Raw genomic sequence first — 23,530 nt, 5'->3', positions numbered from 1 at the left:
CCCTTCACCGCAGCTCGCCTACGATGGCCGCCATGCTGCCAACCACCGAACTCGTCCTCCTCCGCCGACTCGCCACCGAGCAGGTGAGTGGCAGGGCGCCCTCGCTGGCCGCCGTGGTGGTGCGCGACGGCGAGATCGTGTGGTCGGGCGCGCGGGGCCTGGTCGGTGACACCCCGCCGGACAACGCCACGCAGTACCGCATCGGCTCCATCACCAAGTCGCTCGTCGCCGCCGTCGTCCTGCGGCTGCGCGACGAGGGCAGGCTCGACCTCGGCGACCCGCTCGACAAGCACCTGCCCGGCACCAGCTTCGGCGGCGCGACGATCGCGCAGCTGCTCTCGCACACCAGCGGGCTGACCTCCGAGTCGCCGGGCGCCTGGTGGGAACGCGCACCCGGCGGCACCTGGTCGGAGCTGAGCGCGAGCCTCACCGCCGAGGAGGTCAAGCACCGCCCCGGCCGCCGGTTCCACTACTCCAACGTCGGCTTCGGCACGCTCGGCGAGCTCGTCGCCAGACTGCGTGGCACCAGCTGGGCCGACGCGCTGCGCGCCGAGGTGCTCACCCCGCTCGGCATGACGAGCACGACCGAGCGGCCCAGCGGCAGGTACGCACAGGGCTGCGCCGTGCACCCCTTCGCCGACCTCGTGCTGCCCGAACCCGAGCACGACGCCGGCGCGATGGCACCCGCCGGGCAGCTGTGGTCGACGCTGACCGACCTCGCGGCGTGGACCGCGTTCGTGGGCGGACGCACCGGCGGCGTGCTCAGCCAGGACACCGTCGCCGAGATGCGCGAGGTCGCCACCATCGACGACGGCGACGTCTGGAGCGCGGGCTACGGCCTCGGCCTGCAGCTCATCCGCCTCAACGGCAAGCGCCTGGCGGGCCACACCGGATCGATGCCCGGTTTCCTCGCGTGCAACCTGATCGACCCCGCGACCCAGACCGGCGCCGTCGCGTTCGCCAACACGACCGCCGGCGTGGGCATCCTGTCGCTGGCCGCGGACCTGATCTCGATCGCCGACGACTACGAGCCGGTGTTGCCCTCCGAATGGCGGCCCACCGAGATCGACCGGTCGCTGCTGCCGCTGACCGGGCTCTGGCACTGGGGCCCGAGCCCGTACCACCTGCGGGTGCTCGGCAACGGCTGGCTCGACCTGGTGCCCGCGAGCGGCGGCGGACGCGCGTCGCGGTTCAGCCCGCTCGGCGGCGACCGCTGGCTGGGCCACGACGGCTACTACGCGGGCGAGACTCTGACGGTCGGCAGGGCCTCCGACGGCACGCCGACCCACCTGGACCTCGCGACGTTCGTGTTCACTCGAACCCCCTACGACCCGGCAGCACCGGTGCCCGGCGGCGTGGACGAGGCCGGCTGGCGGGCGTGACAGACTACGGGGCATGACCGATGCCGCTGAGTTGACCCTTCCCGCAGAGCTCAAGCCCTCCGACGGCCGGTTCGGCTGCGGACCGTCCAAGGTCCGCCACGAGCAGCTGGCCAACCTCGCCAAAGAGGGTGCGAACGTCCTCGGTACGTCCCACCGCCAGAAGCCGGTCAAGTCCCTCGTCGGCAGAGTGCGGGCCGGGCTGACCGACCTGTTCGGCCTGCCCGAGGGCTACGAGGTGGTGCTCGGCAACGGTGGCACGACGGCGTTCTGGGACGCGGCCGCGTTCGGTCTGGTGCGCGAGCGGGCTCAGCACTTCACCTACGGCGAGTTCTCCTCGAAGTTCGCATCGGTGACGAACAAGGCGCCGTTCCTCGGTGAGTCGATCATCGTCAAGGGCGAGCCCGGCAGCGCGCCGGAAATCGCCTACCAGCAGGGCGCGGACCTCGTCGGCTGGGCGCACAACGAGACCTCCACCGGTGTCGCCGTCCCGGTGCGCAGGCCCGAGGGCAGCGAGGGCTCGCTCGTCGCGATCGACGCCACGTCGGGCGCGGGCGGACTTCCCGTCAAGGCCGAGGACTTCGACGTCTACTACTTCGCGCCGCAGAAGTCGTTCGCCTCCGACGGCGGCCTGTGGATCGCGCTGATGTCGCCCGCCGCGCTGGAGCGGGTCGACGAGATCGGCTCGTCCGACCGCTGGGTCCCGGACTTCCTCTCGCTGCCCACCGCGCTGGACAACTCGCGCAAGGACCAGACGTACAACACGCCTGCCGTGGCAACGCTGTTCATGCTCGTGGACCAGATCGAGTGGATGCTGGCGAACGGCGGTCTCGATTGGACCACCTCGCGCACCAGGGAATCGTCCGGACGGCTCTACGACTGGGCCGAGAAGACCAGCTACACCACGCCGTTCGTCTCCGACCCCTCGCTGCGCTCGCAGGTCGTCGGCACCGTCGACTTCTCCGACGACATCGACGCCGCCGCTGTGGCGAAGACGTTGCGCGCCAACGGGATCGTGGACGTGGAGCCGTACCGCAAGCTGGGCCGCAACCAGCTGCGAGTGGGCATGTTCCCCGCCATCGAGCCCGACGACGTCACCGCGCTGACCAAGAGCGTCGAGTGGGTCGTGGAGCGCATCGCGAAGTAATTTCCCGTTTTGCGGCGAGGGCCGCCTTTTTCCGCTTGCACCGCGGGGGAAGGCGGCCCTCACCATGTTGGTACGCGGGAAAATCACCGAGACGGATGTGCCGTTGACTCGGCGCGCCTCGCCGGTCAAGGCGACGCGCCGTTCTACGGTTAACACCCACTACGGTGAACGCGCTTTGGGAGGCGGGATGCGAACGCTAAGGGTGGTCGGGCTGCACGAGGACGGCAAGTCCATCGTGTGCGAGGACCCGGCGCGCCGCGAGCGTTTCCTGCTGCCCGCGGACGAACGGCTGCGCGCGGCCGCCCGGGGCGACGCCACCCGCCTCGGCCAGATCGAGATCGAGCTGGAGAGCCAGATGCGACCACGCGAAATTCAGACCCGGATCAGGGCGGGCGAGTCGGTCGAGCAGGTCGCCACGGCGGCCGGCGTGCCGATCCAGCGCGTCGAGCGGTTCGCCTACCCCGTTCTGCTCGAGCGCTCCCGCACCGCCGAGCTCGCCCAGCAGGCGCACCCGGTGCGCGAGGACGGCCCCGACGTGCAGACGCTCGGCGAGGTCGTCGCGTACTCGTTCGGCGCCCGCGGCCAGGACTACTCGCAGGCGAGCTGGGACGCGTGGCGCGGCGAGGACGGCCGGTGGATCGTCGGGCTGCACTGGATGGCAGGGCGGTCGGAGAACCGCGCGCACTGGGCGTTCTCGCCCGGAGCGCACGGTGGCACCATCGCCGCGATCGACGAGCTCGCCGAGGCGCTGCTCGACCCGAACTCCTACCGCACCCCGAGGGCCGTGGAGCGGCCCGACGACGAGCAGCCGATGTTCGACTACGGCGTCAGCACGGGCGCGAAGGTCATCGAGGCGCCCATCCCGGAGCCCGTCGAGGACGACACCACGGAACTGCCGAGGGTGCGAGCCGAGGACGACGGGGCGCTCATGCCGGAGCCGGAGGGCGCGCGCCAGGCGAAGCCCAAGCCCAAGCGCAAGAACCACCCCGCCGTGCCCGCCTGGGAGGACGTCCTGCTCGGCGTCCGCAGCCAGCGGGGATAGCTCACGCCTCACACGAACGAGGGCGCCTCGACCGCGAGCTTCGCGGTCGAGGCGCCCTCGTTCGTCAGGGACTCAGCTGTTCTTCGGGCTCGCCCACTTGACCTTGGGCAGCATGTTCTCCATGTTCACCCGGTGCTTGTTCTCCTCGACGATGGGGAACAGCGACTCGATCAGGGTGTCGGAGAGCAGGTGCGGCTGCAGACCCAGCTCGAGCAGGCCGCTGTGCTTGACGTTGTAGTAGTGCTCCGCCAGCTCCCAGCGCGGGTTGTCCAGGTAGTCGATCTGAACCGGACCCGGGAAGGTCTCGGACACCAGCTCGGCCACCTGCTTCACCGAGTAGCTCTCGGTGATCTGGTTGAACACCCGGAACTCGCCACGGTCGGCCGGGTTCTCGACGGCCAGGCGCAGGCACTCCACCGTGTCGCGGATGTCCAGCATGCCGCGGGTCTGGCCGCCCTTGCCGTACACCGACAGCGGCTGGCCCAGCACGGCCTGGATCACGAAGCGGTTCAGCACGGTGCCGAATACCGCGTCGTAGTCGAGCCGGGTCGCCAGGCGCGGGTCGCGGACCGTCTGCTCGGTCTGCTGCCCGTACACCACGCCCTGGTTCAGGTCGGTGGCGCGCATGCCCCAGATCCGGCAGCCGAACTCGATGTTGTGCGAGTCGTGCACCTTCGACAGGTGGTAGAAGGAGCCCGGCTTCTTCGGGAAGAGCATCCGGTCCTTGCGACCGTTGTGCTCGATCTCGATCCAGCCCTCTTCGATGTCGATGTTCGGCGTGCCGTACTCGCCGAGCGTGCCGAGCTTCACCAGGTGGATGTCCGGGTTGATCTCGGCGATCGCGTACATCACGTTGAGGTTGCCGACAACGTTGTTGTACTGGGTGTACACCGCGTGTTCGCGGTCGATCATCGAGTACGGAGCAGCGCGCTGCTCAGCAAAGTGGATGATCGAGTCGGGCTGGAACTCCCTGACCATCTGGTACACGAAGTCGGCATCGACGAGGTCGCCCTCATACAGGGGCATGTCCTTGCCGGAAACTTCCTTCCACGCGGCCACTCTGACGCTCAGGTCCTCGATGGCCACCAGGCTCTGGGAGCCAAGCTCTTCGTCATACTTCCTGCGGGCGAAGTTGTCCGCCACTGCAACCTCGTGGCCACGGTCCGAGAGGTGAAGCGCTGTCGGCCACCCCAGATATCCGTCACCACCGAGTACGAGGACTCGCACGACTCGACTTCCTCCAGATCGTTACCTGACCGTGCACCGAGATTGATCTTCGGATGCGCTGGTCCCTTGTCCGGTCCACCTTGTCTTAATAACGGGCTGACATCAACCCGCGGTAAGAATAGGGACGCTGTTGCGACCACCCGAAAGGCGGTTGGCACAATGGGGGATGTGAGCGCCGTAACCGCTAGCTTGCCGACGCCGCAGCAGCCGCATGCCGGCCAGCCGCGGCTTTTCGCTCGCCTGGTCAGGGCAGGTGCCAGCTCGGTTCTGGCCACGGCCACGAGCCAGGTCGCCCTGATCGGTCTGTTGTGGTGGGGTTCGAGCCCCACAGCAGCCAGCGCGGTCGCCTTCGTGGCGGGCGCGATCCCTAATTATTTCGTCGCCAGGCGCTGGGCCTGGGGACGCAAGGGCAAGCCCGACTTCAAGCGGGAACTGCTGCCCTACCTGGCCGTCATCGGGCTCGGGGCCGTCGCGTCGGTGGGTCTGACCACCGTCGCGGGCATGATCACCGAGCCGCTCGAGATCTCCGGCCTCGCCCGCATCCTCGTGCTGGATGCGGCGTTCCTGAGCAGCTACGCGATCGTCTTCGTCTTCAAGTTCGCGCTGCTCGACCGGCTCGTGTACCGCCGGGGCAGCATCCCCCCGCCCACGCCGAAGCCCTGAAATTTCAGCAGCCCGAGAGGCCTGCTCAAACCAACGAGAACGGTCCCGACCACCAGTCCGGTGGTCGGGACCGTTCTCGTTGACAGCCCTTGTCGGTGGAGCGCTCAGGCGGTCTCTCGTGCGTTCGTTGCCGCAGCCAGGCGCTCGGCGCGCGCCGCCCGCTGCTTGCGCTTGCCGCCCCGCAGCACGTACTCGCGCAGCCAGGTCCCGGTCATGACGCGGGCGTAGTTGGCGCCGTACTTGAGGCTGCGGCCCTTCTTGCTCTGGCCGTTGTTGCGCAGGTGCATCGTCATCGGCACCTCGAGCACCCTGGCGCCCTGAGCCATTACTCCGAGCAACAACTCGGACGATTGATACTGCGGTTCACGCAGAGTTACGGAAGTTGCCAATTCTGCTTTCATCGCCCGAAAACCGAATGACGTGTCCGTTATCTTCCGATTTGTGAGAATTGTGGCCAGAACTGCGAAAACGCGGACGCCGAGCCAGCGCACCTTGCTGTCGTACTGACCGGTGCCGAGCCTGCGCGAACCCGTCACGAAGTCCGCGGTGCCGTCCAGCAGCGGCTTGACGAGCATCGGCATCTCGGCGTTGTCGTACTGACCGTCGGCGTCGGTGGTGACGATGTACTCGGCGCCGTACTGGGCGGCCAGGTGGTAACCGAGCCGCAGCGCGCCACCCTGACCGCGGTTGCTCGGAGCCACGCACACGTACGCGCCGTTCTCCGCGGCGATCTCGGCCGTGTTGTCGGTGGCACCGTCCACGACGACGAGCGTCGAGACCGGCAGGTCGCCGCAGTGCGTGGGCATGTTCCGCAGCACCGCGCCGATGCCCTTGGCCTCGTTGTAGGCGGCGATCACCACGACGATCGGCGTGAGCCTGCCGTCGCCGTAGCGGGCGCTGAAGCCGGCGACGGCACCGTCGTCGACCTCGTCCGGATAGTCGGCCATGTTCGGGCGACGGCCGCCAGACCCGGGATCACGCTTGGCGAGGCCGAACATCGCGGCGGCGCCGAGCGCACCTCCGAGCGGCAGCAAGAGGAGCGCGGGCAACTGGTACCTCCAGGAGAACTCGAACGCGGCGGAGCCGAGCAGAAGAATCAGGCCACTTCCCGTGGCGAGGAATGCGGCAGAGCGTAGACCCGAGCGTCTGGCCCGGCCGACACCGAGTGCCCCAAGCAGACCGGCCAGGCTGGCGATGGCGAGCAGGGGACCCCACGTGTACCCGCCGTGGAGCTGGTAGTTACGCAGGAAGGACGCCAGTTCGAGGTCGACGCCGGGCAGCACGCCGTCCCTCGCGAGCGTGGTCCCGTTGTACACCTGCACGCTCTCGGCCCCGATGTCGTGGAACGGGTAGACGGTCTGGAACTGCCATCGCTCCACCGGCACGTCGTTGGGGAAGGTGATCTTGAGCGGCGAGAAGTTCTTCGCGAAGTCCTCGAGGATCGCCCCCGCGAAGGTGAAGGGCTGGTTCCCGATGACCGTCCACGCGAACTCGTTGGCCAGCTGTTCCTTGGTCCGGCCGTCGGGCAGCGGGACGAAGGGCCAGTCCGGATTGCCGTAGCGGAAGTGCGTGTAGTAGTCGATGCCGAGCCGGTCGTCCATCGGCTCGGGCGGGCAGAAGATCAGCAGGCCCGCGTCACCGGACGGCAGCTGGCTGCAGTCGGCGATCGCCGCGGTGCGGCCGTAGAGGACGTTGCTCTGCGCGCCGGTGAGCCCCCACCGGCCCGCCTGTGAAGCGAAGTACCCGGAGTAGGCCACGAGCGGAATCACCACGCCGAGCAGCCCCGCGAGCCCCCTGATGCCGATCCGCTTCCAGCCGGCGCGGGTTCGCCACGCACCACCCGCCATGATCAGGTACAGCGCGAACGGGACGACTAGGGTGATGCCGATCGTCCTGGTGAGCACGGCGGCCGCGATCAGCACTCCCGCAAGCGCCGCCCTGCGCCAGTTCGGCGCGCCCTTCGCCAGCAGCGCCCAGAGCGCACCCATCAGCAAGGCCTGGAACCAGACCTCCGACATGATGTTCTCTTCGATCTGCAGCTGGTAGGCGTCCAGCAGCAGGGGCGCCGTCGCCAGGGCGGCGAGCCAGGTCCGTGTCGTGTAGCGCAGGACGAGCCGGTACACGGCCAGTGCGATGAGCAGCCCGACGAGGTGCTGCACCGCCGCCACGAAACCGAACCCGCCGAGCCCGAGCAGTCCCTTGAGGACCACCGTGTAGCCGAGCGGGTTCAGGTCGGTCGGCCTCAGCTGGTCCAGATTGCTGAGGTAGCGGAAGGTGTCGATGTAGAGCAGGGCGGGCTGGTACGCGAGCCAGGTCAGCACGCGGAGGGTGACACCTGCCGCGAGCAGGATGAGCAGAAGCCAGTGGCGGCGTAGGAACCCGGTCACTCAGCGCACTTTCTGCCTGTCGTGGTCTAGGAAGTACTGCCAGGTGGCAGCGAGTCCGGCCTTGAGGTCGTAGGCCGGCGTGTAGCCGATGGTCTCGGCGCTGCGCGAGATGTCCACGACGACGGCGGGCATCTCGCCACCGGGCGCCGGGACGTGCTCGACCGGGATCGGATTCCCGGTCACCTCTCGCACCGTCTCGATCAGGTCGAGCACGGACACCGAGCGGCCCGCGCCGACGATGGCCCTGCCGACGTGGCCGGAGCCGAGCGCGAGCAGGATGGCCCGCACCACGTCGTCGAGGAACACCAGGTCGCGACGCTGTTCGCCGGTGCCGTAGACCTTCACACCCGAGTCGGTCAGTGCCGCACGCATCAGGCGGGGCACGAAACTGTCCTTGTGGGACATTCCGGGCCCGTACACGTTGGTGAAGCGCAACGCACACGTGGTCATGCCATAGGCGCCCGCGTAGCCGGACATCAGCATCTCGCAGGCGGCCTTCGTGGCGCCGTACGGCGTGAGCGGCGCCAGCGGGAGGTGTTCGTTGATGGTGTTGGTGCCGACGTCGCCGACGACGGCATTGGTCGAGGCCAGGACGAACCTCGGCACTCCGTGCATCCGCGCGAGCTCGAGCAGCTCGTGTGTGATCGCGACGTTCTCCGAGTACGTCTTGGCAGGCATCTCCACCGAACGAAGCACCGAGGTGATCGCGGCGAGGTGGATGATGCCGTCGGTACCGGGCAGGATGGCGCGTTCCCGCACAGCGGGATCCGCGAGATCACCCTGGATACCGGTGACCCCTTCGTCCTGCACCGTGATTGGTTCGCGGTCGACCACCGTGACGCGTGCACCCTGCTGACGCAGTGCCGCGACCACCGCCCGGCCGATGAATCCGCTGCCCCCCGTAACCACGACATTGGATACGTCTACTGCGTTCGACGAAACCATGGCGGTCAAACTACCTGTCGCCCGAATGGAGCCTTTCAGGGTGTTCCATATTACTCCGTCGACCTGGCCATCTCTGTTATCCGTCCAGTTCGGCGGCGAGTCGCTTCGGCGCGACCATCCGGAACGCGTCGGTGACGAGCTCGGCCACCTCCTGCCAGTCGACCGCGACGTCGAGCCACACCCCCAGCCAGCCGCGGTGGCCGACGTAGGGCGGGCGGAAGAACCGCTCCGGATCCTCGGCGACGAGCGCCTCCTGGGTGCCCGGCGCCGCGGCGCACCAGAAGGCCACGCGGTCGTCGTGGTGATGGTCGGCGTACGTGACGAACGTCTTCTTGTCGCGGACGAACCACGTCGGCTCGCCGTGGCTCACGCGCTCCGTGGTCTCGGGGAGTGCGAGGCAGAACTCGCGCAGCCGCGCCAGTGGGTCTTCCGCCATGCCGGGATTGTCCGCGCGGGCAGTACTAGAGGACAACCACCAGCACGCCGATCCAGGACAGCACCACTCCGGCGGCCACACCGAGCACCACCCAGCGCAGGATCGGCAGCCTGCGCGCGAGCCACAGCGACGGCGCGAGGCCCGCACTCACCACCACGGCCGCGGCGACCGCCACCCACGCCGAGGTCTCGGTGGCGAGCGTGTTCACGAGCGCGAGCATGGCCACGATCACGAACACGGCCATGAACAGAGCCACGATGAGGCCCGTGGCCCACGGCGTCCGCTCGTCGACGCTCGGTCGCGAGCCCATGAGCCGCGTGGCGCGCGACGCACTCGGCGGTCCCTGTGAACTCTGTGGCCTCGGCGGCGGGGTCACCACGAGCGTCCGTTCGGTCGCCGGATCCCAGAAGCTCACCGAGAGCCCCAGCGACTCCGCGACCCTCCCCGCGAGCTGCCTGCCCCTGCGGGCCACCACGTCGGCGCCCTCTCCGCTGTCCGTTCGCCGCAGTGCCGCGGCCACCCGCGCCCACTCGTGCAGCGCGTCGGCGAGTTCGGAGTCGAGCGCGAGCGAACGCGGATCGGCCTCCTGACCGTTCTCGCTCGCCGCGAGCACGGCCCGCTCACCACACAGCCGGAGCTCGACCTCGGCGCCCGCCACCACCTCAACCCCGCCTCGTCACCTCGTAGAAAGCCACGGCCGCAGCGGTGGCGATGTTGAGCGAGTCCACCCCGCTCGCCATCGGGATCCGAACGGCCAGATCCGCGGCGGCGAGCGCCTCGTCCGAGAGACCGTGTCCCTCGGAGCCGAGCATCAGCGCCACGCGCTCATGAGGAGCCTCGCTCGGTAGTTTAGTGAGGTCCACCGCATCGGCTCGCGGGGTGAGCGCCGCCACGCGGAAACCGTGTGCGCGCAGGCCTGCCAGCGCGCCGGGCCAGTCGTCGAGCCTCGCGAAGGGCACCCGCAGCACGTGTCCCATCGAGACGCGCACGCTGCGCCGGTACAGCGGGTCGGCGCAGCCGGGTCCCAGCAGCACGCCGTCCACGCCCAGCGCCGCGGCGTTGCGGAACAGCGCCCCGAGGTTCTCGTGGTCGCCGACTCCCTCCAGCACGGCGAGCACGCGGGCGTGCCCGAGGATCGTCTCCGGCGAGGGCTGCGGCGCGCGGTCGGCGACGGCCAGCACACCCCGGTTCAGGTGGAAACCCACGACCTCGGACATCACGTCGGCCGAGGTGACGTAGGCGGGCACGGTGACGTCGGCGAGGTCGTCGGCGAGCTCGGCGAAGCGGCGCTCGACCCCGAGCAGCGCCCGCAGCGAGTACCGCGACTCGATCAGCCTGCGCACCACGACCGTCCCCTCGGCGATCACGAAACCCCTGCCCCCAGGCCGGTCCGGTCTGCGGTCGGCGGTGGTGAGGTTCCGGAAGTCGTCGAGCCGCTCGTCGGCCGCGTCATCGGTGTAGATCAACGGCGCCACCTGCCGATCCTCCCATCCGCCGCTCGCCGGGGCGTCGGTGCTCCGAATGCTGGGTACCTCTCTGCTGCGAACAGTCGTTGCTTGCGCTCCGTTAGTAGGAGGTGACGGACGGCACCAGTTTGGCCGCTAGCTCCGGCCCCCTTGATATGTCAACGTTTCCGCCGGGCAGGAACAACGCCGGGGCGTTTCGGGGAGCCGTGGCCGAGGTTGAAAAGGGATGCGCCATGGGCAAGGACGTGTCACCGGACTCCTTCAACCCACGGGACAGGGGGCGATATCGCCGAAAGATGCAGCGTTGTCTGGACACGCTCGCGCGGATGCTCGCGGAAGGCAGTTTCTCCTTCCCGCGCAAGCACATCGGGCTCGAGGTGGAGCTGAACCTCGTCGACGAGGCCATGCGGCCGTCGATGTCGAACGCCGCGGTGCTCGAGGCACTGGACGACCCGTCGTTCACGACGGAGCTCTCGCAGCACAACCTCGAGCTCAACGTGCCACCCCGGCCGCTGGACGGCGACTCGGCACAGCAGCTCGAGAACGATCTGAACGCCTACCTCGGCACGGCGAGCGCGAAGGCCGAGCGGGCCGGCGCGCACCTCGCAGTGATCGGCATCCTGCCGACGCTGCAGAGCGAGCACTTCGACCAGAAGTGGCTCACCAACAACCCGCGCTACTCGTTGCTCAACGACCGGATCCTCGCGGCGCGCGGTGAGCACACGCTGCTGTCGCTGGAGGGATCGGGCCTGCCCGGTCAGCCCCCTGAGCGGCTGCACTCCTACGCGGAGTCGATCCTGCCCGAGGCCGCGTGCACGTCGGTGCAGCTGCATCTGCAGGTGGCTCCCGAGGAGTTCGCGGCGCATTGGAACGCGGCGCAGTGCCTGGCCGGCGTCCAGGTGGCGCTCGGAGGGAACTCTCCCTTCCTGCTCGGCAAGGGCCTGTGGCACGAGACGCGCATCCCGCTGTTCCTCCAGGCGACCGACACCCGGCCGGAGGAGCTGAAGAACCAGGGCGTGCGGCCGAGGGTCTGGTTCGGCGAGCGCTGGATCACCTCGATCTTCGACCTGTTCGAGGAGAACGTCCGCTACTTCCCCGGGCTGTTGCCGGAGACCGACGACGAGGAGCCGATGGAGGCGCTCGAGTCGGGGCTCGCGCCGAAGCTGACCGAGCTGCGGCTGCACAACGGCACCGTGTGGCGCTGGAACCGCCCCGTGTACGACGTCGTGGACGGCAAGCCGCACCTGCGGGTGGAGAACCGCGTGCTGCCGGCGGGGCCGACGGTGCTCGACATGATGGCCAACGCGATGTTCTTCTACGGCGCGCAGCGGGCACTGGCCGAGCAGGAACGCCCGCTGTGGACCCAGATGTCGTTCCAGGCGGCCGAGGAGAACCTGTACGCGGGCGCCCGCAACGGTTTCGACGCGCAGCTCTACTGGCCGGGCATCGGCTGGCTGCCTCCGGACGAGCTGGCGCTGCGCGTGCTGATCCCGCTGGCCAGGGAGGGCCTGCGCAACTCGGACGTGTCGGATTCGGCGGCCGATCGCTACCTCGGCGTCATCGAGCGCCGCTGTGTCGCCAAGCGCACGGGAGCCGTCTGGCAGCGCCAGACCGTGGCGAACGCCCAGCGCAGGGGCATGGACCGCGACTCGGCGCTGGCGGGGATGCTGGCGCAGTACCTGGAGCTGGTGAAAGCGGGCGAGCCCGTCCACGCGTGGCCGGTAACCTGACTCCTCACGGGAGGTGCGCGGGTGCCCAAGATCATCGGTGGTTCGCTGCACGAGCATCGCGAGCAGGTGCGCGCGAGGGTGTTCGACGCGCTGCGCAACCAGCTCTACGAGCGCGGGTTCGACGCCATCACGCTGGCTGGCGTCGCGGCGGAGGCCGGGGTCGGGCGCACGGCGATCTACAACCACTTCCCCGACAAGGAGCACCTGCTCGTCGCGTTCGTGGAGCGCGAGGCCGCGCTCTACGTGGAGCGGCTGCGCGAGGCCGTGGAGGCCGAGCCGGACCCGGTGGCCAGGCTCGCGACGTTCGTGCGCCTGCAGCTGCGCTCGCTGGCCGAGCACCACCTGCCGCCGGGCAGCACGCTCGCCTCGGCGCTCGCGCCGTCGTCGTACCGCAGGATCGCGGCGCACGCCGATCCGATCACCGACCAGCTGCGCGACATCCTCGCCGAGGCTACCCGTGCGGGGCGGATCGCCGAGGAGGACCCGGCGATCGTCGTTCCCATGATCACCGCTGCGCTCGGCGCGCGGCAGGTCGTGGACGTACCGCCGGACAAGCTCGAGGACACGATCGCGTCGGCTGTCCGGTTCGTCCTGCGCGCGGTCGGAGTAAAAACGGGCGATTACCCGAAATAAGGGTAGCCTAACTATGAAGATTCGCCTACGCTCTTTCTGACAAGGTGTCAGAACAGGGAGGGCGTGATGACGGTGACGGCGTTCTCGCAGACGCTGCGCGAGTCGACCAAGCAGGTGCACGACCGCGCACACGGCTCCACCTACATGACAGCCCTGCTGGACGGGGCGCTGAGCCTCGCCGGCTACACCAAGCTCGCGGCGCAGTACTACTTCATCTACTCGACCCTCGAAGCCGCATCCGACGCGATGGCCGACGACCCGGTGGGCACGCCGTTCGTGATCGACGAGCTGCGCCGCACCCCCGCGCTGGTGGCCGACCTTGAGTTCCTCGCGGGCCCGCACTGGGAGTCCGAGATCGAGCCGGTGCCCGCCACCCAGACCTACGTCCAGCGGCTGCGCGAGGTCGCGTTCGACTGGCCCGGCGGCTACGTCGCCCACCACTACACCCGCTACCTGGGCGACCTGGCAGGCGGCCAGGTGGTCGGCTCGCTGCTCAAGCGCACCTACGGCGTCACGGGCGCCGGCGCGCTGTTCTACGACTTCGAGCGGCTGGGCAGCCCGTCGGCGTTTCGCAAGCGCTACCGCGCGCGGTTGGACGAGGCGCCGTGGGGTGCCGAGGAGCGGCAGCGCGTGGTCGACGAGACCCTGACGGCGTTCGAGCTCAACATCGCCGTGCTCGCGGACCTCGCCGGCAGCGTCGAGGAACACCGGGCGGCGTGAACCGCCGGTGTGGCCGTCGTAACACCCTCCTTGACCTCTAGTTAGCTCGACGTAGCAAGGTCGACTCGTAGCGGCCCGGTTCGCCAGCGATCCGCTCGGCTACTAGGTTTGCTACCGAAGGACTTGAGTCGAAAGTATGGAATAAGGAGGGCTAATGCCCACGTACGAGCTCCCCGATCTCGACTACGACTACGGCGCCCTCGAGCCGCACATCTCGGGTGAGATCAACGAGCTGCACCACAGCAAGCACCACCAGACGTACGTGAACGGCGCGAACCAGACCCTGGAGAAGCTCGCCGCGGCGAGGGACGCGAACGACTTCGGCTCGATCGTCGGCCTCGAGACGACGCTGGCGTTCAACCTCGCCGGCCACGCCAACCACGTCGTGTGGTGGAAGATCCTGTCGCCGAACGGTGGAGACAAGCCGACCGGCGAGCTGGCCGCCGCGATCGACGAGGCGTTCGGCTCCTTCGACAAGTTCAAGGCGCAGTTCACCGCGGTCTGCACCACGATTCAGGGCAACGGCTGGGGCGCGCTGTCCTGGGACCCGATCGGCAAGACGCTGATCACCCAGCAGCTGCGCGACCACCACAACAACCTGATCCTGCCGACCACGCCGATCCTGCTGGTCGACGTCTGGGAGCACGCGTTCTACCTGCAGTACAAGAACGTGAAGCCGGATTACGTCAACGCTCTGTGGAACGTCTTCGACTGGGCCGAGATCGGCAAGCGTTTCGAGGACGCCAAGGCCGGCCGCAATGGCCTGCTCCTGCCCTGACGCCAGTCTCGGCATCGAGCACGAAAGCCCCGGGGGCCCAGCGCCCTTGGGGCTTTTTCGTGCCCGGTAAAAGGCCCCGAACAGGAACGAGGCCCCGCACCGGAGTTGCCGGTGCGGGGCCCCGTCCGTTCCCGAACTGACTGCCGCTCCCACCACGAAGCGGACATGTATGAGGTTAGCCTAACCTCAGCGCGTCGCGCAAGGGGGTCTGCCGCGCACGGTAGAGGACGACCCCGGCCACCACCACCGCGAGCATCGCGACAGCCCCGCCCAGGTAGAACGGCGAGCGTCCGCCGAACGTCTCGGCCAGCCAGCCGGTGAGCGGCCCGCCCACCGGGTTGCCGCCCATCAACACCAGCACGTAGAGGCCCATCACCCGGCCGCGCATCTGCGGGCTGACCGAGGTCTGCACGAGCGCGTTGGCCGTGTTGAGGAACGTGATCGTCGCGAATCCCAGCGGCACGAGCGCGATGCCGAACGCCAGGTACGTGGGCATGAAGGCGGTACAGAACTCGATCGCGCCCAGCGCGAATGCCGAGAGCAGCAGCACCCGCAGGCTCGGAGCGCGCCTGCTCCCCCGCCTGGCCGAGGCCAGCGCGCCCGTGAACGTGCCGACGGCGAGCATCGTCGAGAGCAAGCCGTAGCCGTCGGCCTCTGTGCCGAACACGTTGCCCGCCACCACTGCCAGCGAGATGAAAAACGTGATGCCGAAGGTGCTGATGAAGAACACCAGCGCCATCAGCGCCATCAGGTCCGAGCGGCCGCGCACGTAGCGAAGGCCCTCGCGCAACTGCCCCTTGCCGCGCACGACGGCGGGGCCGCGGAACAGCCGGTCGGGCTTCATCAGTGCCAGCGCGGCGATGACGGCCAGCGTGCTGCCGGCGTTGGCGATGAACAGCCAGCCGGTGCCGATCGCCACGATCGCGAACCCGGCGATGGCGGGGCCGATGATCCTGGCCATGTTGAAGATGGACGAGTTCAGCGCCACGGCATTGGCAACCTGGCCCTTGCCCACCATCTCGGCGACGAACGACTGCCGCGTGGGTACCTCGATCGCCGAGAGGCAGCCGAACGCGAAGCACAGCACATAGACGTGCCACAGCAGCACGACCCCGCTCACGTCGAGCACACCGAGCACCACGGCCTGTATGAGAGTGCCCGACTGGATCGTGATCAGCAGCTTGCGCTTGTCGACGCGATCGGCGAGCACGCCCGCCCACAGCGACAGCAGCAACGTGGGGGTGAACTGCAGCGCGACGGCGATGCCGAGTGCGACGGGATTGTTGCCGCTGAGGCTGAACACCAGCCAGTCCTGGGCGATGCGCTGCACCCAGGTGCCGATGTTGGAGATGACCTGGCCGGAGAAGAACAGCCGGTAGTTGGGCACGCGCAGGGACGCGAACATGCCGTGTCGTGCTCGGTCCGGTGGGTCGGCTACGGCTGATGGGGCAACGGCTGGGGAACCTGGTGTCTGAGCTGCGCTACCCGTGATGCTCACGCCGTGTTGTCGCCTCCCGCGTCGAGGACGGGGGCCGTCAGCCCTGGCCTGCCATCCTGTCGATGATCTCGGCGGCTCTGGAGAGCACCTCGCGCTCCTCGCCGCTCAGTTCCGCCAATTTTCCATCAAGCCAGGCCTCACGCACCGAGATCGTCGCGTGCACGTACGCGAGCCCCTTGTCGGTGATCGTGACGATCGCCTGGCGGCCATCGGTCGGATGCGGACTCCGCACGACGTAGGCCACCATCTCGAGCGCCGCGATCACCCTCGTCATCGACGGGGGCTGCACGCCTTCCTTTGCGGCGAGCTGACCCGGGGTCATCGCTCCACACTTGTGCAAAGTGGACAGCGCGGAGATCTGGGTCAGCGAGAGGTCCTCGCTGGTTCGCTGTGCCCGGAGCCTGCGGTTGAGACGCACCACCGAGAGCCGCAGGTGACTAGCCAGCGACCGGTCGTGAGCAGGGTCTGACACTTCCTTAGCATACCTTACGACCGGCCAGGACCAGCCACGATGGTGAGCGGGACAACCGCCTTCACCCGATCAGCCGCTGCACTTCCGCGTAGCCCGGCACCGGCCCGGCCGGCTCCGAACCGTCGCGCACAGCCGTGGCGGCGGCCACCGCGGAGCCCAGCGCGGCGCGGTAGAGCAGCGACCCGGTGCTGACCCGCCGCACACCCAGCCGCCCCAGTTCGAGCACGCTCGGGCCGCCCGCGACGTAGAGCACGTTGAGCGGAAGTCCGATGCCGTCGACCAGTGCGGGCAGGTCCGGCAGGGCGCCGGGCACGAAGATCCCGTCGGCTCCCGCGTCCTGGTAGCGGCCGGCGCGGGCCAGCGTCGGCCCGGGATCGGCCGAGTCGAGCCCGAGCCAGTACGTGTCCACCCTCGCGTTGACGAACAGCTCCGGCACTCGCTCCTTGATCGCCGCGATCGTCTCCGCCTGCGCACCGGGGTCGGCGAGCCGGTCGCCCGCACGCCCGTCCTCGAGGTTGATGCCCACGGCACCCGCGGCGACGAGCACCGCGGCGAGCTCGGCCACCTCGGCCGGATCGTCGCTGAAGCCGCCCTCGACGTCGACGGTCACCAGGCACGGCACGGGCGCGAGCAGCCGCGCGAGCGCCACGGTCTGCTCCCGCGTGCGGCCCTCACCGTCGGGGATGCCGTGCGCGGCGGCGACGCCGAGGCTCGTGGTGCCGACAGCGGGAAACCCCGCGGCCGCGAGCGCCGCGGCACTGCCGTGGTCCCAGGCGTTAGGCAGCAGCAGCGGTTCGGCCTGGTGGTGCAGGTCGCGGAACTCGGCGAACGTGCTCATCTCGGTCACGGTAGGTCCGCGACGCTTCGGCGGCGACCGAAGCGTCGAAGGGCAAGAATCGGGGCATGTCCCGCTCTTCCGACCTCGCCGCGCTGGCCGCTCTGCTCGCCGACGACACCCGCGCGCGGTTCTGCCTGGCGCTGCTCGACGGGCGCGCGTGGACGGCGAGCGAACTGGCGGCGCACGCGACGGTGGCCGCGTCGACAGCGAGCGAACACCTGGGCAGGTTGATCGGCGGCGGGCTGCTGGTGGAGCGCAGGCAGGGCAGGCACCGCTACGTCCAGCTGGCAGGCCCCAGGGAGGCCGAGCTGATCGAGGGTCTCGTCGCGCACCTCGAACCGCGAGGGCAGCGCCCGGCGACGCTGCGCACGTCGCGGGCCGCGGAGGCGCTCGCGCGCGGCCGCACGTGCTACGACCACCTCGCGGGCAGGCTCGGGGTCGCGCTCACCGACGCCCTCACCGACCGGGGACTGCTCGACCGCACGGCGGGGTTCGCGCTGACCACCGCCGGTGTCGAGTGGCTGACCGGCCCGCTCGCCGTGGCGCCGGAGGACCTGCGGGGCCGCAGGCCGCTCGCGAAGGAGTGCCTCGACTGGACCGAACGCCGTTCCCACCTGGCCGGCCTCGCGGGCGCGCGGCTCTGCGAACGCCTGCTGGCGCGAGGCTGGGTCAAGCGCATCGGGACGCAGCGCGCGGTGACCGTCACCCCGGAGGGCACCGACGCACTGCGCCTGCTGCTGGACCTGGACCCGGCGAGCCTCAGCTGAAGACGGCCTGGATCGGGCCGATCGCGAAGTAGACGACGAACGCGACCGACACGATCCACATCAGCGGGTGCACGCCGCGCGCCCTGCCGGTGGCGGCCTGCAGCACGACGTAGCTGACGAATCCGGCGCCGATGCCGTTGGCGATCGAGTACGTGAACGGCATGACCACGATCGTCAGGAACGCGGGCAGCGCGACGGTGAAGTCGCGGAAGTCGATCTCGGTGATCTGCCGGATCATCAGCGCGCCGACCACCACCAACGCGGGCGCGGCCGCCTCGATCGGCACCACCTCGTAGAGCGGCGTGAAGAACATCGCGGCGAGGAACAGCAGACCGGTGATCACGTTGGCGAGTCCGGTGCGGGCGCCCTCGGCGATCCCGGCGGCGGACTCCACGTAGACGGTGTTGGAGCTGGACGACGCCGCTCCGCCGGCGACGGCACCGAGCGAGTCGATGAACAGCGCCTTGCCGGTGTTGGGCAGCTGGCCGTCCTTGTCGGCGAGCCCGGCCTCGCGGCCGAGTCCGGTCATGGTGCCGATGGTGTCGAAGAAGTCGGTGAGCACCAGGCTGAACACGAGCAGTGCCGCCGTGATCGCGGGGATCTGCGCCCAGGCTTCGAAGTTCACCTCGCCGACGAGCGAGAGGTCGGGGATGCCGAAGACGTTGTCGGGCAGGGCGGGATAGCCGAGGTTCCAGCCGGTGGCGATCTCGCCGCCGGACGGGCCCGCGTTGACGATCGCCTCGACCACGATCGCGAGCACGGTGCCGAACAGCACGCCGAGCAGGATCGCGCCCTTGACGTTGCGGGCGACCAGTATCGCCATGACCACCAGCGTCACCACGAACACGGCGGTGGGCCACGACGCGATGGAGCCGTTGATCCCGAGCTGCACCGGGGTGCCGGAGCCAGGCGTCACGAACCCCGCGTCGACGAGGCCGATGAGCGCGATGAACAGGCCGATGCCCACGGCGATGCCGACCTTGAGCGGCTGTGGCACCGCCTTGAACACCATGCTGCGCACGCCGGTGACCACGAGCAGAAGCACCACGAGACCGTTGACCAGCACGAGCCCCATCGCGGCGGCCCAGGTCATCTGCGGGGCGAGGGTGAACGCCACGAGCGCGTTGATGCCGAGCCCCGCCGCCATTGCGAACGGGTAGTTGGCGACCACACCCATGAGGATCGTGAGCACGCCCGCGACGAGCGCCGTGACGGCCGCGACCTGCGGCACGCTGAGGATCGCGCCGGTGGAGTCGGTCTTCGCGCCAGGACCCTCGTCGGTGAAGCTGCCGAGGATCAACGGGTTGAGCACGATGATGTAGGCCATCGTCACGAACGTGACCAGCCCGCCGCGCAGCTCCCTGCTCATCGTCGAGCCGCGCTCGCTGATCTTGAAGAACTGGTCGAGCCGTGACGCCGAGCGCTTCTCGGTGCTCGTCTCTGTCATTGTCGCCTTGCCTCCAGTCGTACCGGCAGCGGTAGCCTGTCCTACGTGGACGAAGCCAGCAATCCCCCGGGTGTTACGGGTCAGTTTCGCCCGCCGCCGGAGCTGCCGAAGGCCCTGGTGGGCCTGTGGGCGCCGGTCATCATAGGCACGGCCATCTGGATCATCGCGTTCGTGGTCCTGTTGATCGCGGGCGCCGACAGCGGCTGGGTGTGGACGGCGGTGGCCGGTGCGGGGCTCGGCTGCCTCGGTGGCGCCATCGTCGCCTGGCAGTCGGCGGCGTCGCGACGCGGGTCGCGCGGCGCGCAGCGCGACCTCTAGCCCGGCTCTAGCCCAGCAACGTCCTCGGGTCGGGATCGTCGAGCAACGCCTCGATCGCGCGGCGCTCGGCCCAGGCGTCGACGGCCCACGCGAACGCCCTCGCGAGGCCAGCCGAGGTGTCGGCCGCGTGCAGGGTTCCGTCGAACCACCACGGCACCGGGACGTCTCCGACCAGCAGCTTCTCGTGCACGATGACACCGCCGTCCGGCACGTCGATGCCGAGCAGTTCGGCCACCTCGCCGATCGCGGCCAGGTCCCGCCACGCCGCGTACTCGCCCTCGCCGCTCACCTCGGCCGTCGTCTCGTCGCCCGCCAGCGGCAGGTCGAAGAGCTCGGCCAGCGCTGGAGCGGCGTCGAACCCGGGCAGCGCGACGAGCCGGTCCGCCGGCCACGCCGCGGCCAGCCACGGCGCGTCCAGCACCACCGCGTCGGCAGCGTCGGTGACGGAACCGTCGAGCGTGCGCACCCGCACGGGAGGCTCGACGTCCTCGGGTGACAACGTCGCGAGCGCCGCGTGCGCCCTCAGCACGAGCCCCGGTGGCACGCTCCGTTCCGGATCGGCCAGGCGCTCGCACAGGTCCTCGGCGTCGTCGGAGCCCGCCGGGGTGAGGTCGCGCCGCACTCCGCACGCCTCGAGCAGCCGGGTCGGTAACCCGAGGTCGGGCACCGGCTCGTACAGCCCGGCGAGGTGCTCGGCCTCAGGCAACCGCCACTCGGCGGGCGCGCGGCCCGCGAGCAGCGCCGATCCGGCCAGCCACCACCGCGTGTGACCGGCGGGTTCGCTCAGTGCCCGCCACGTCTGCGGCCGCGCCGCGAGCAGCCGCAGCGCGGCGGGCCACTCGTCGTCGGCGACCAGGTCCAGGTCGCGCACGGCGAGCACGCGCGAGGGCGGTTCCGGCACGGAGTCCCACCACTCGTCCTCGCCGGGCAGGTCGTGGTCGGGTTCGGCGGGTTCCTCGTCGTCGACGACCACGAACGTCTCCAGCACGCCGATGCCGGTCAGCACCTCGGCGGGCCAGCGCCGGGCGAAGTCGTCGTCGAGCACGTCGAGCGGGCCCTGTTCGCCGAGCGCCTCGCTGTCGAGCACGGCGAGCAGCTCCGCGTTCGGCAGCACCAGCTCGTCGGCTCGCCGCCAGCCCTCACGTGCGGGCAGCGCGAGCGCCCCGAAGCCTTCGACGCCCGAGTCGCCCGCCAGGCGCAGCACGGTCTCCACGAGCGGCAGGATGTCCACTCCGGACAGTGCGTCGTCGACGCTGCGTTCCACCGCGTCGCGCAGCGCGGGCGCGGCGAGCAGGTCGGCGGGGCCCGCGCGGGTGGCGCCGAGCCGTTCGAGCAACGGATGCGCGGCGCCGGGGTGCACCACGTGCAGGCCGACGACGTCGGCCTCGCCGAGTGGCTCGGGATCGGCCACGAGCAGCGCGCCCCTCGGGCCGGGGACGGTGCGGCCGTCGGCCAGCGGCACGGGCAGCGCCCCGAGTTCGGTGGTGGCGATCTCGCGCCGCTCCACCGCCGCGAACAGCGCCTCGTAGAGCGCGAGCCACCACGACGGAGCCCTGTCGATACCGGTGACGGCCTCCACCAGCTCGGCGACGCCCACCGTCGACACGCCCACGGCGGCGAGCACGCGCGCGGGGCCAGCTCCGCACAGCGGCGCTGCGAGCAGGCCGGGCACGACATCGGCGAGCAGCTCGGTCAGCTCCGGTGAGTCGACACCGAGCACCCTCGCCCGCTCGCCGGGCAGCTCCGGCCCTGACGCTGCGGGCAGCCAGGGGTCCTCGGCGAGCCGCCGCGTGACGAGCTCGCGCAGCGTCGTGTCCACTTCGGACAGCGGAAAGCCCGCTCGCGGCACCAGTGCGCCGCGGTGCCGGGGCGGCAGCGACCGCACGAGCCCCGGGTACGCGCTCGCCGCGGCGGCGAGCGCGTCGCGAGTGGCGGCTCCGGCGAGCACTCGGCGTCGCGAGGGCTCCACCGGCACAGAGGCGAGCAGGCGCGCGGGCAGCGACAACCGTTCGTCGGTGGGGGTCGGGGTGTGCAGCACGTCCTGCTCCACCGGCAGCGGCGCGTACTCGGCATCCACCGGCACCGCCCAGACACAGCCGGGACCGGCGGTGGTGAGCCAGCGCGTTCGCGTGCCGTCCGGCGCGGTCAGCGCGACCACGTCGCCGTCGGCCGCGCGGGTCCACGTGGCGGCCTCGACCGCGATCTCGGCGAGCCACGGCAGCGCCAGCAACAGATCAGCGACCTCGGCCGAGATCCGCGCCAGCAGCTCACCCGGTTCCACGCCGTCGCGCAGCGGCAGCCGCACCTCGGTGTCGTAGCCGTCCGGAATGCCCGGCTCGTCGGCGGGAACCGGCCACGGCAGCCGCAGGACCGGCACCTCGCCGTCGCGCCCGGACTCGCTCCTGGTTCGTTCCTCCGAGAACGCCACGCCGCCGTCGCGCGAGACCACCCTCGGCGCCGGGGAGACCGCGAGCACCGCCGCGAACCCGACCCCGAACCGGCCCACCGCGCCCGCACGCTTGCGCGAGGCCCGCAACGACGCCAGCGCCGCGACGCCGTCGGCGTCCAGCTGCGCCCCGGTGTTGGCGACACGCAGCTCACCGTCCACAACGGAAACCCGCACCCGCCCGGGTGTGCCCGTGGCCGCGGCCGCGTCGGCGGCGTTCTGCGCGAGCTCGACGAACAGCCGGTCGCGATAGCCGCCGACCCTCAGGTCGTGCTCGGCGTTGGTGTCCTCGGTGAACCGGGTCGGCGAGTCCCGCCAGGCGCGCAGAACCGCGGAACGCAGCGCCTCGGTCTCGAAGGGATCAGGCCTCGGCGGACTGGTCACCGGCCGCCGGTTCCATGTCGAGCAGCGAGTCGTCGTAGACCAGCTCGGCCACCGGCACCGAGGACGTCACCTCGACCTCGACCTCCGAGTGCGCGCCACAGCCGTACTCGGCGTGCACCACGTGGCCGTCGGCGGGCGCGATCTCGTTGCCGCACACGCCGAACGCGGCGCGCAGCGAGCCACCGAGCTGGAGGTAGAAGCCGCACGAGCCGCACGTCGCGGGAGCGCTGCGGGCCATGTCGGAGCGCGGCCCGAACTCGCCGCGATGCCAGCGGGTCGCCGACTCCTCCCTGCCGTAGCGCGACAGCACGCGCACCCGGCCGAGCCCGAGCTCGTGCGCGGTCTCGGTGACCTCCGGGTCGTCGGTGTCGAGATAGGCGGGCGCCAGGCGCAGGTCGTCCGCGTCGGTCGGGAAGATGTCGCCGACCCCGAGGTCGCCCGGCCGCACGCGGCGCTCCCACGGCACCCAGCGGGGAGCCACGAGCGCGTCCGGTCCCGGACGCAGCACGACCTCGCTGATGGTCACGGGCTCGTCGTCACCGGCCGTCGCGACGGTCACCGACCAGCGCCAGCCCCGGTAGCCGTCGAGCGTGGATTCGAACAGATGCGTCGCAGACACGGCGTCCTCGTGCTCGACGCCGACGTGACTGCCGACAGTGTCCGCTCCCGCGTCGAGCACGGCGGCCTCGCGCGCCAGCTCGACCGCTTCGACCAGCTTCTGCCTGGTGGCGCCGTCGTCGAGGGTGAGCAGCAGTGTCATAAGCACCAATTGTGCAGCACGTAACCGAGCGCGTTCGTGTCAGGCTG

General features: G+C 70.1%; 22 protein-coding genes. 10 read left to right on the top strand and 12 right to left on the bottom strand.

Features of this window, described 5'->3' with window-relative positions; genetic code table 11:
- The first annotated feature begins 32 nt into the window (after nucleotides 1-32).
- From JHE00_RS13860 to sepH, 3 genes are all read left to right on the top strand, one after another.
- The gene (locus JHE00_RS13860; protein ID WP_200318477.1) at nucleotides 33-1,382 is read left to right on the top strand and encodes a serine hydrolase domain-containing protein; all 1,350 of its coding nucleotides are present in this window, start codon (nucleotides 33-35) and stop codon (nucleotides 1,380-1,382) included.
- Nucleotides 1,383-1,395: 13 nt separating this feature from the next.
- On the top strand, nucleotides 1,396-2,526 hold the full coding sequence (gene serC, locus JHE00_RS13855) for a phosphoserine transaminase (protein WP_200318476.1): 1,131 nt from the start codon (nucleotides 1,396-1,398) through the stop codon (nucleotides 2,524-2,526).
- A 187-nt stretch (nucleotides 2,527-2,713) separates the two neighbouring features.
- On the top strand, nucleotides 2,714-3,568 hold the full coding sequence (sepH, locus tag JHE00_RS13850; RefSeq protein ID WP_200318475.1) for a septation protein SepH: 855 nt from the start codon (nucleotides 2,714-2,716) through the stop codon (nucleotides 3,566-3,568).
- Nucleotides 3,569-3,640: 72 nt separating this feature from the next.
- Here sepH and JHE00_RS13845 read toward each other — a convergent pair whose 3' ends face one another.
- A complete protein-coding gene (locus JHE00_RS13845; protein ID WP_200318474.1) occupies nucleotides 3,641-4,795 on the bottom strand; it encodes an NAD-dependent epimerase/dehydratase family protein in 1,155 nt (384 codons plus the stop codon).
- Between the two features lie 159 nt (nucleotides 4,796-4,954).
- Here JHE00_RS13845 and JHE00_RS13840 point away from each other — a divergent pair, with 159 nt between their 5' ends.
- Nucleotides 4,955-5,458 carry a GtrA family protein gene (locus JHE00_RS13840; protein ID WP_200318473.1) on the top strand — a complete coding sequence of 168 codons (504 nt, stop codon included), beginning with the start codon at nucleotides 4,955-4,957 and terminating at the stop codon, nucleotides 5,456-5,458.
- A gap of 104 nt (nucleotides 5,459-5,562) precedes the next feature.
- On the opposite strand, the gene JHE00_RS13835 is transcribed toward JHE00_RS13840, so the two are convergent.
- The 5 genes from JHE00_RS13835 to JHE00_RS13815 form a co-directional block, all read right to left on the bottom strand.
- A complete protein-coding gene (locus tag JHE00_RS13835; RefSeq protein WP_200318472.1) occupies nucleotides 5,563-7,845 on the bottom strand; it encodes a glycosyltransferase family 2 protein in 2,283 nt (760 codons plus the stop codon).
- A complete protein-coding gene (locus tag JHE00_RS13830; RefSeq protein WP_200318471.1) occupies nucleotides 7,846-8,790 on the bottom strand; it encodes an NAD-dependent epimerase/dehydratase family protein in 945 nt (314 codons plus the stop codon). It abuts the gene before it with no gap.
- Between the two features lie 76 nt (nucleotides 8,791-8,866).
- A complete protein-coding gene (locus JHE00_RS13825; protein WP_200318470.1) occupies nucleotides 8,867-9,226 on the bottom strand; it encodes an MmcQ/YjbR family DNA-binding protein in 360 nt (119 codons plus the stop codon).
- A gap of 25 nt (nucleotides 9,227-9,251) precedes the next feature.
- A complete protein-coding gene (locus JHE00_RS13820) occupies nucleotides 9,252-9,884 on the bottom strand; it encodes a DUF2537 domain-containing protein (protein WP_200318469.1) in 633 nt (210 codons plus the stop codon).
- A gap of 4 nt (nucleotides 9,885-9,888) precedes the next feature.
- The gene (locus tag JHE00_RS13815) at nucleotides 9,889-10,701 is read right to left on the bottom strand and encodes a TrmH family RNA methyltransferase (RefSeq protein ID WP_200318468.1); all 813 of its coding nucleotides are present in this window, start codon (nucleotides 10,699-10,701) and stop codon (nucleotides 9,889-9,891) included.
- A gap of 224 nt (nucleotides 10,702-10,925) precedes the next feature.
- Between JHE00_RS13815 and JHE00_RS13810 the strand changes: the two genes are divergently transcribed.
- The 4 genes from JHE00_RS13810 (at nucleotide 10,926) to JHE00_RS13795 (ending at nucleotide 14,553) form a co-directional block, all read left to right on the top strand.
- Nucleotides 10,926-12,422, top strand: a complete 1,497-nt coding sequence (locus JHE00_RS13810; RefSeq protein ID WP_200318467.1) for a glutamate-cysteine ligase family protein — start codon at nucleotides 10,926-10,928, stop codon at nucleotides 12,420-12,422.
- Nucleotides 12,423-12,443: 21 nt separating this feature from the next.
- Complete coding sequence (locus JHE00_RS13805; protein WP_200318466.1) at nucleotides 12,444-13,055, top strand: TetR/AcrR family transcriptional regulator; 612 nt, start codon at nucleotides 12,444-12,446, stop codon at nucleotides 13,053-13,055.
- Between the two features lie 66 nt (nucleotides 13,056-13,121).
- Nucleotides 13,122-13,775 (top strand): biliverdin-producing heme oxygenase, encoded by a 654-nt coding sequence (locus tag JHE00_RS13800; RefSeq protein ID WP_200318465.1) that lies wholly within the window; start codon nucleotides 13,122-13,124, stop codon nucleotides 13,773-13,775.
- Between the two features lie 154 nt (nucleotides 13,776-13,929).
- Nucleotides 13,930-14,553 carry a superoxide dismutase gene (locus tag JHE00_RS13795; RefSeq protein WP_200318464.1) on the top strand — a complete coding sequence of 208 codons (624 nt, stop codon included), beginning with the start codon at nucleotides 13,930-13,932 and terminating at the stop codon, nucleotides 14,551-14,553.
- 175 nt (nucleotides 14,554-14,728) lie between these two features.
- Here the strand turns inward: JHE00_RS13795 and JHE00_RS13790 are convergent, their stop codons facing one another.
- The 3 genes from JHE00_RS13790 to JHE00_RS13780 form a co-directional block, all read right to left on the bottom strand.
- A complete protein-coding gene (locus tag JHE00_RS13790) occupies nucleotides 14,729-16,051 on the bottom strand; it encodes an MFS transporter (protein WP_200318463.1) in 1,323 nt (440 codons plus the stop codon).
- 37 nt (nucleotides 16,052-16,088) lie between these two features.
- Complete coding sequence (locus tag JHE00_RS13785; protein ID WP_200318462.1) at nucleotides 16,089-16,523, bottom strand: MarR family winged helix-turn-helix transcriptional regulator; 435 nt, start codon at nucleotides 16,521-16,523, stop codon at nucleotides 16,089-16,091.
- Nucleotides 16,524-16,584: 61 nt separating this feature from the next.
- On the bottom strand, nucleotides 16,585-17,361 hold the full coding sequence (locus tag JHE00_RS13780; protein ID WP_200318461.1) for an isocitrate lyase/PEP mutase family protein: 777 nt from the start codon (nucleotides 17,359-17,361) through the stop codon (nucleotides 16,585-16,587).
- A gap of 65 nt (nucleotides 17,362-17,426) precedes the next feature.
- On the opposite strand from JHE00_RS13780, the gene JHE00_RS13775 reads away from it, so the two are divergent.
- Nucleotides 17,427-18,128, top strand: coding sequence for a helix-turn-helix domain-containing protein (locus tag JHE00_RS13775; protein WP_200318460.1), 702 nt, complete (start codon nucleotides 17,427-17,429; stop codon nucleotides 18,126-18,128).
- On the opposite strand, the gene JHE00_RS13770 is transcribed toward JHE00_RS13775, so the two are convergent.
- Complete coding sequence (locus JHE00_RS13770; RefSeq protein WP_200318459.1) at nucleotides 18,121-19,575, bottom strand: NCS2 family permease; 1,455 nt, start codon at nucleotides 19,573-19,575, stop codon at nucleotides 18,121-18,123. The genes JHE00_RS13775 and JHE00_RS13770 overlap by 8 nt on opposite strands.
- 45 nt (nucleotides 19,576-19,620) lie before the next feature.
- Between JHE00_RS13770 and JHE00_RS13765 the strand changes: the two genes are divergently transcribed.
- Nucleotides 19,621-19,893: a DUF2530 domain-containing protein gene (locus JHE00_RS13765; protein ID WP_307831931.1), complete on the top strand. Its 273-nt coding sequence runs from the start codon at nucleotides 19,621-19,623 to the stop codon at nucleotides 19,891-19,893.
- 7 nt (nucleotides 19,894-19,900) lie between these two features.
- Here the strand turns inward: JHE00_RS13765 and JHE00_RS13760 are convergent, their stop codons facing one another.
- Together JHE00_RS13760 and JHE00_RS13755 are read right to left on the bottom strand one after the other, a co-directional pair.
- Nucleotides 19,901-22,723, bottom strand: a complete 2,823-nt coding sequence (locus JHE00_RS13760) for a sacsin N-terminal ATP-binding-like domain-containing protein (RefSeq protein ID WP_200318458.1) — start codon at nucleotides 22,721-22,723, stop codon at nucleotides 19,901-19,903.
- The gene (locus JHE00_RS13755) at nucleotides 22,701-23,483 is read right to left on the bottom strand and encodes a DUF3027 domain-containing protein (protein ID WP_200318457.1); all 783 of its coding nucleotides are present in this window, start codon (nucleotides 23,481-23,483) and stop codon (nucleotides 22,701-22,703) included. Before JHE00_RS13755 ends, JHE00_RS13760 begins: the two co-directional genes overlap by 23 nt.
- Nucleotides 23,484-23,530 lie beyond the last annotated feature (47 nt).

The sequence above is a fragment of the Prauserella cavernicola genome, from assembly GCF_016595675.1.
In the GTDB taxonomy this organism is placed as follows: domain Bacteria; phylum Actinomycetota; class Actinomycetes; order Mycobacteriales; family Pseudonocardiaceae; genus Prauserella_A; species Prauserella_A cavernicola.
The sequence above is the reverse complement of the archived record's forward strand: the minus strand, read 5'-3'. Positions and strand labels throughout refer to the sequence as shown.

What these genes read in the sequence shown, in the direction of transcription:
- JHE00_RS13860 (WP_200318477.1), top strand. Translation starts at nt 33, where the DNA reads ATGCTGCCAACCACCGAACTCGTCCTCCTCCGCCGACTCGCCACCGAG.
- JHE00_RS13755 (WP_200318457.1), bottom strand. Translation starts at nt 23,483, where the DNA reads ATGACACTGCTGCTCACCCTCGACGACGGCGCCACCAGGCAGAAGCTG.
- JHE00_RS13800 (WP_200318465.1), top strand. Translation starts at nt 13,122, where the DNA reads ATGACGGTGACGGCGTTCTCGCAGACGCTGCGCGAGTCGACCAAGCAG.
- JHE00_RS13770 (WP_200318459.1), bottom strand. Translation starts at nt 19,575, where the DNA reads ATGACAGAGACGAGCACCGAGAAGCGCTCGGCGTCACGGCTCGACCAG.
- JHE00_RS13780 (WP_200318461.1), bottom strand. Translation starts at nt 17,361, where the DNA reads ATGAGCACGTTCGCCGAGTTCCGCGACCTGCACCACCAGGCCGAACCG.
- JHE00_RS13810 (WP_200318467.1), top strand. Translation starts at nt 10,926, where the DNA reads ATGGGCAAGGACGTGTCACCGGACTCCTTCAACCCACGGGACAGGGGG.
- JHE00_RS13830 (WP_200318471.1), bottom strand. Translation starts at nt 8,790, where the DNA reads ATGGTTTCGTCGAACGCAGTAGACGTATCCAATGTCGTGGTTACGGGG.
- sepH (WP_200318475.1), top strand. Translation starts at nt 2,714, where the DNA reads ATGCGAACGCTAAGGGTGGTCGGGCTGCACGAGGACGGCAAGTCCATC.
- JHE00_RS13840 (WP_200318473.1), top strand. Translation starts at nt 4,955, where the DNA reads ATGGGGGATGTGAGCGCCGTAACCGCTAGCTTGCCGACGCCGCAGCAG.
- JHE00_RS13775 (WP_200318460.1), top strand. Translation starts at nt 17,427, where the DNA reads ATGTCCCGCTCTTCCGACCTCGCCGCGCTGGCCGCTCTGCTCGCCGAC.
- JHE00_RS13825 (WP_200318470.1), bottom strand. Translation starts at nt 9,226, where the DNA reads ATGGCGGAAGACCCACTGGCGCGGCTGCGCGAGTTCTGCCTCGCACTC.
- serC (WP_200318476.1), top strand. Translation starts at nt 1,396, where the DNA reads ATGACCGATGCCGCTGAGTTGACCCTTCCCGCAGAGCTCAAGCCCTCC.
- JHE00_RS13795 (WP_200318464.1), top strand. Translation starts at nt 13,930, where the DNA reads ATGCCCACGTACGAGCTCCCCGATCTCGACTACGACTACGGCGCCCTC.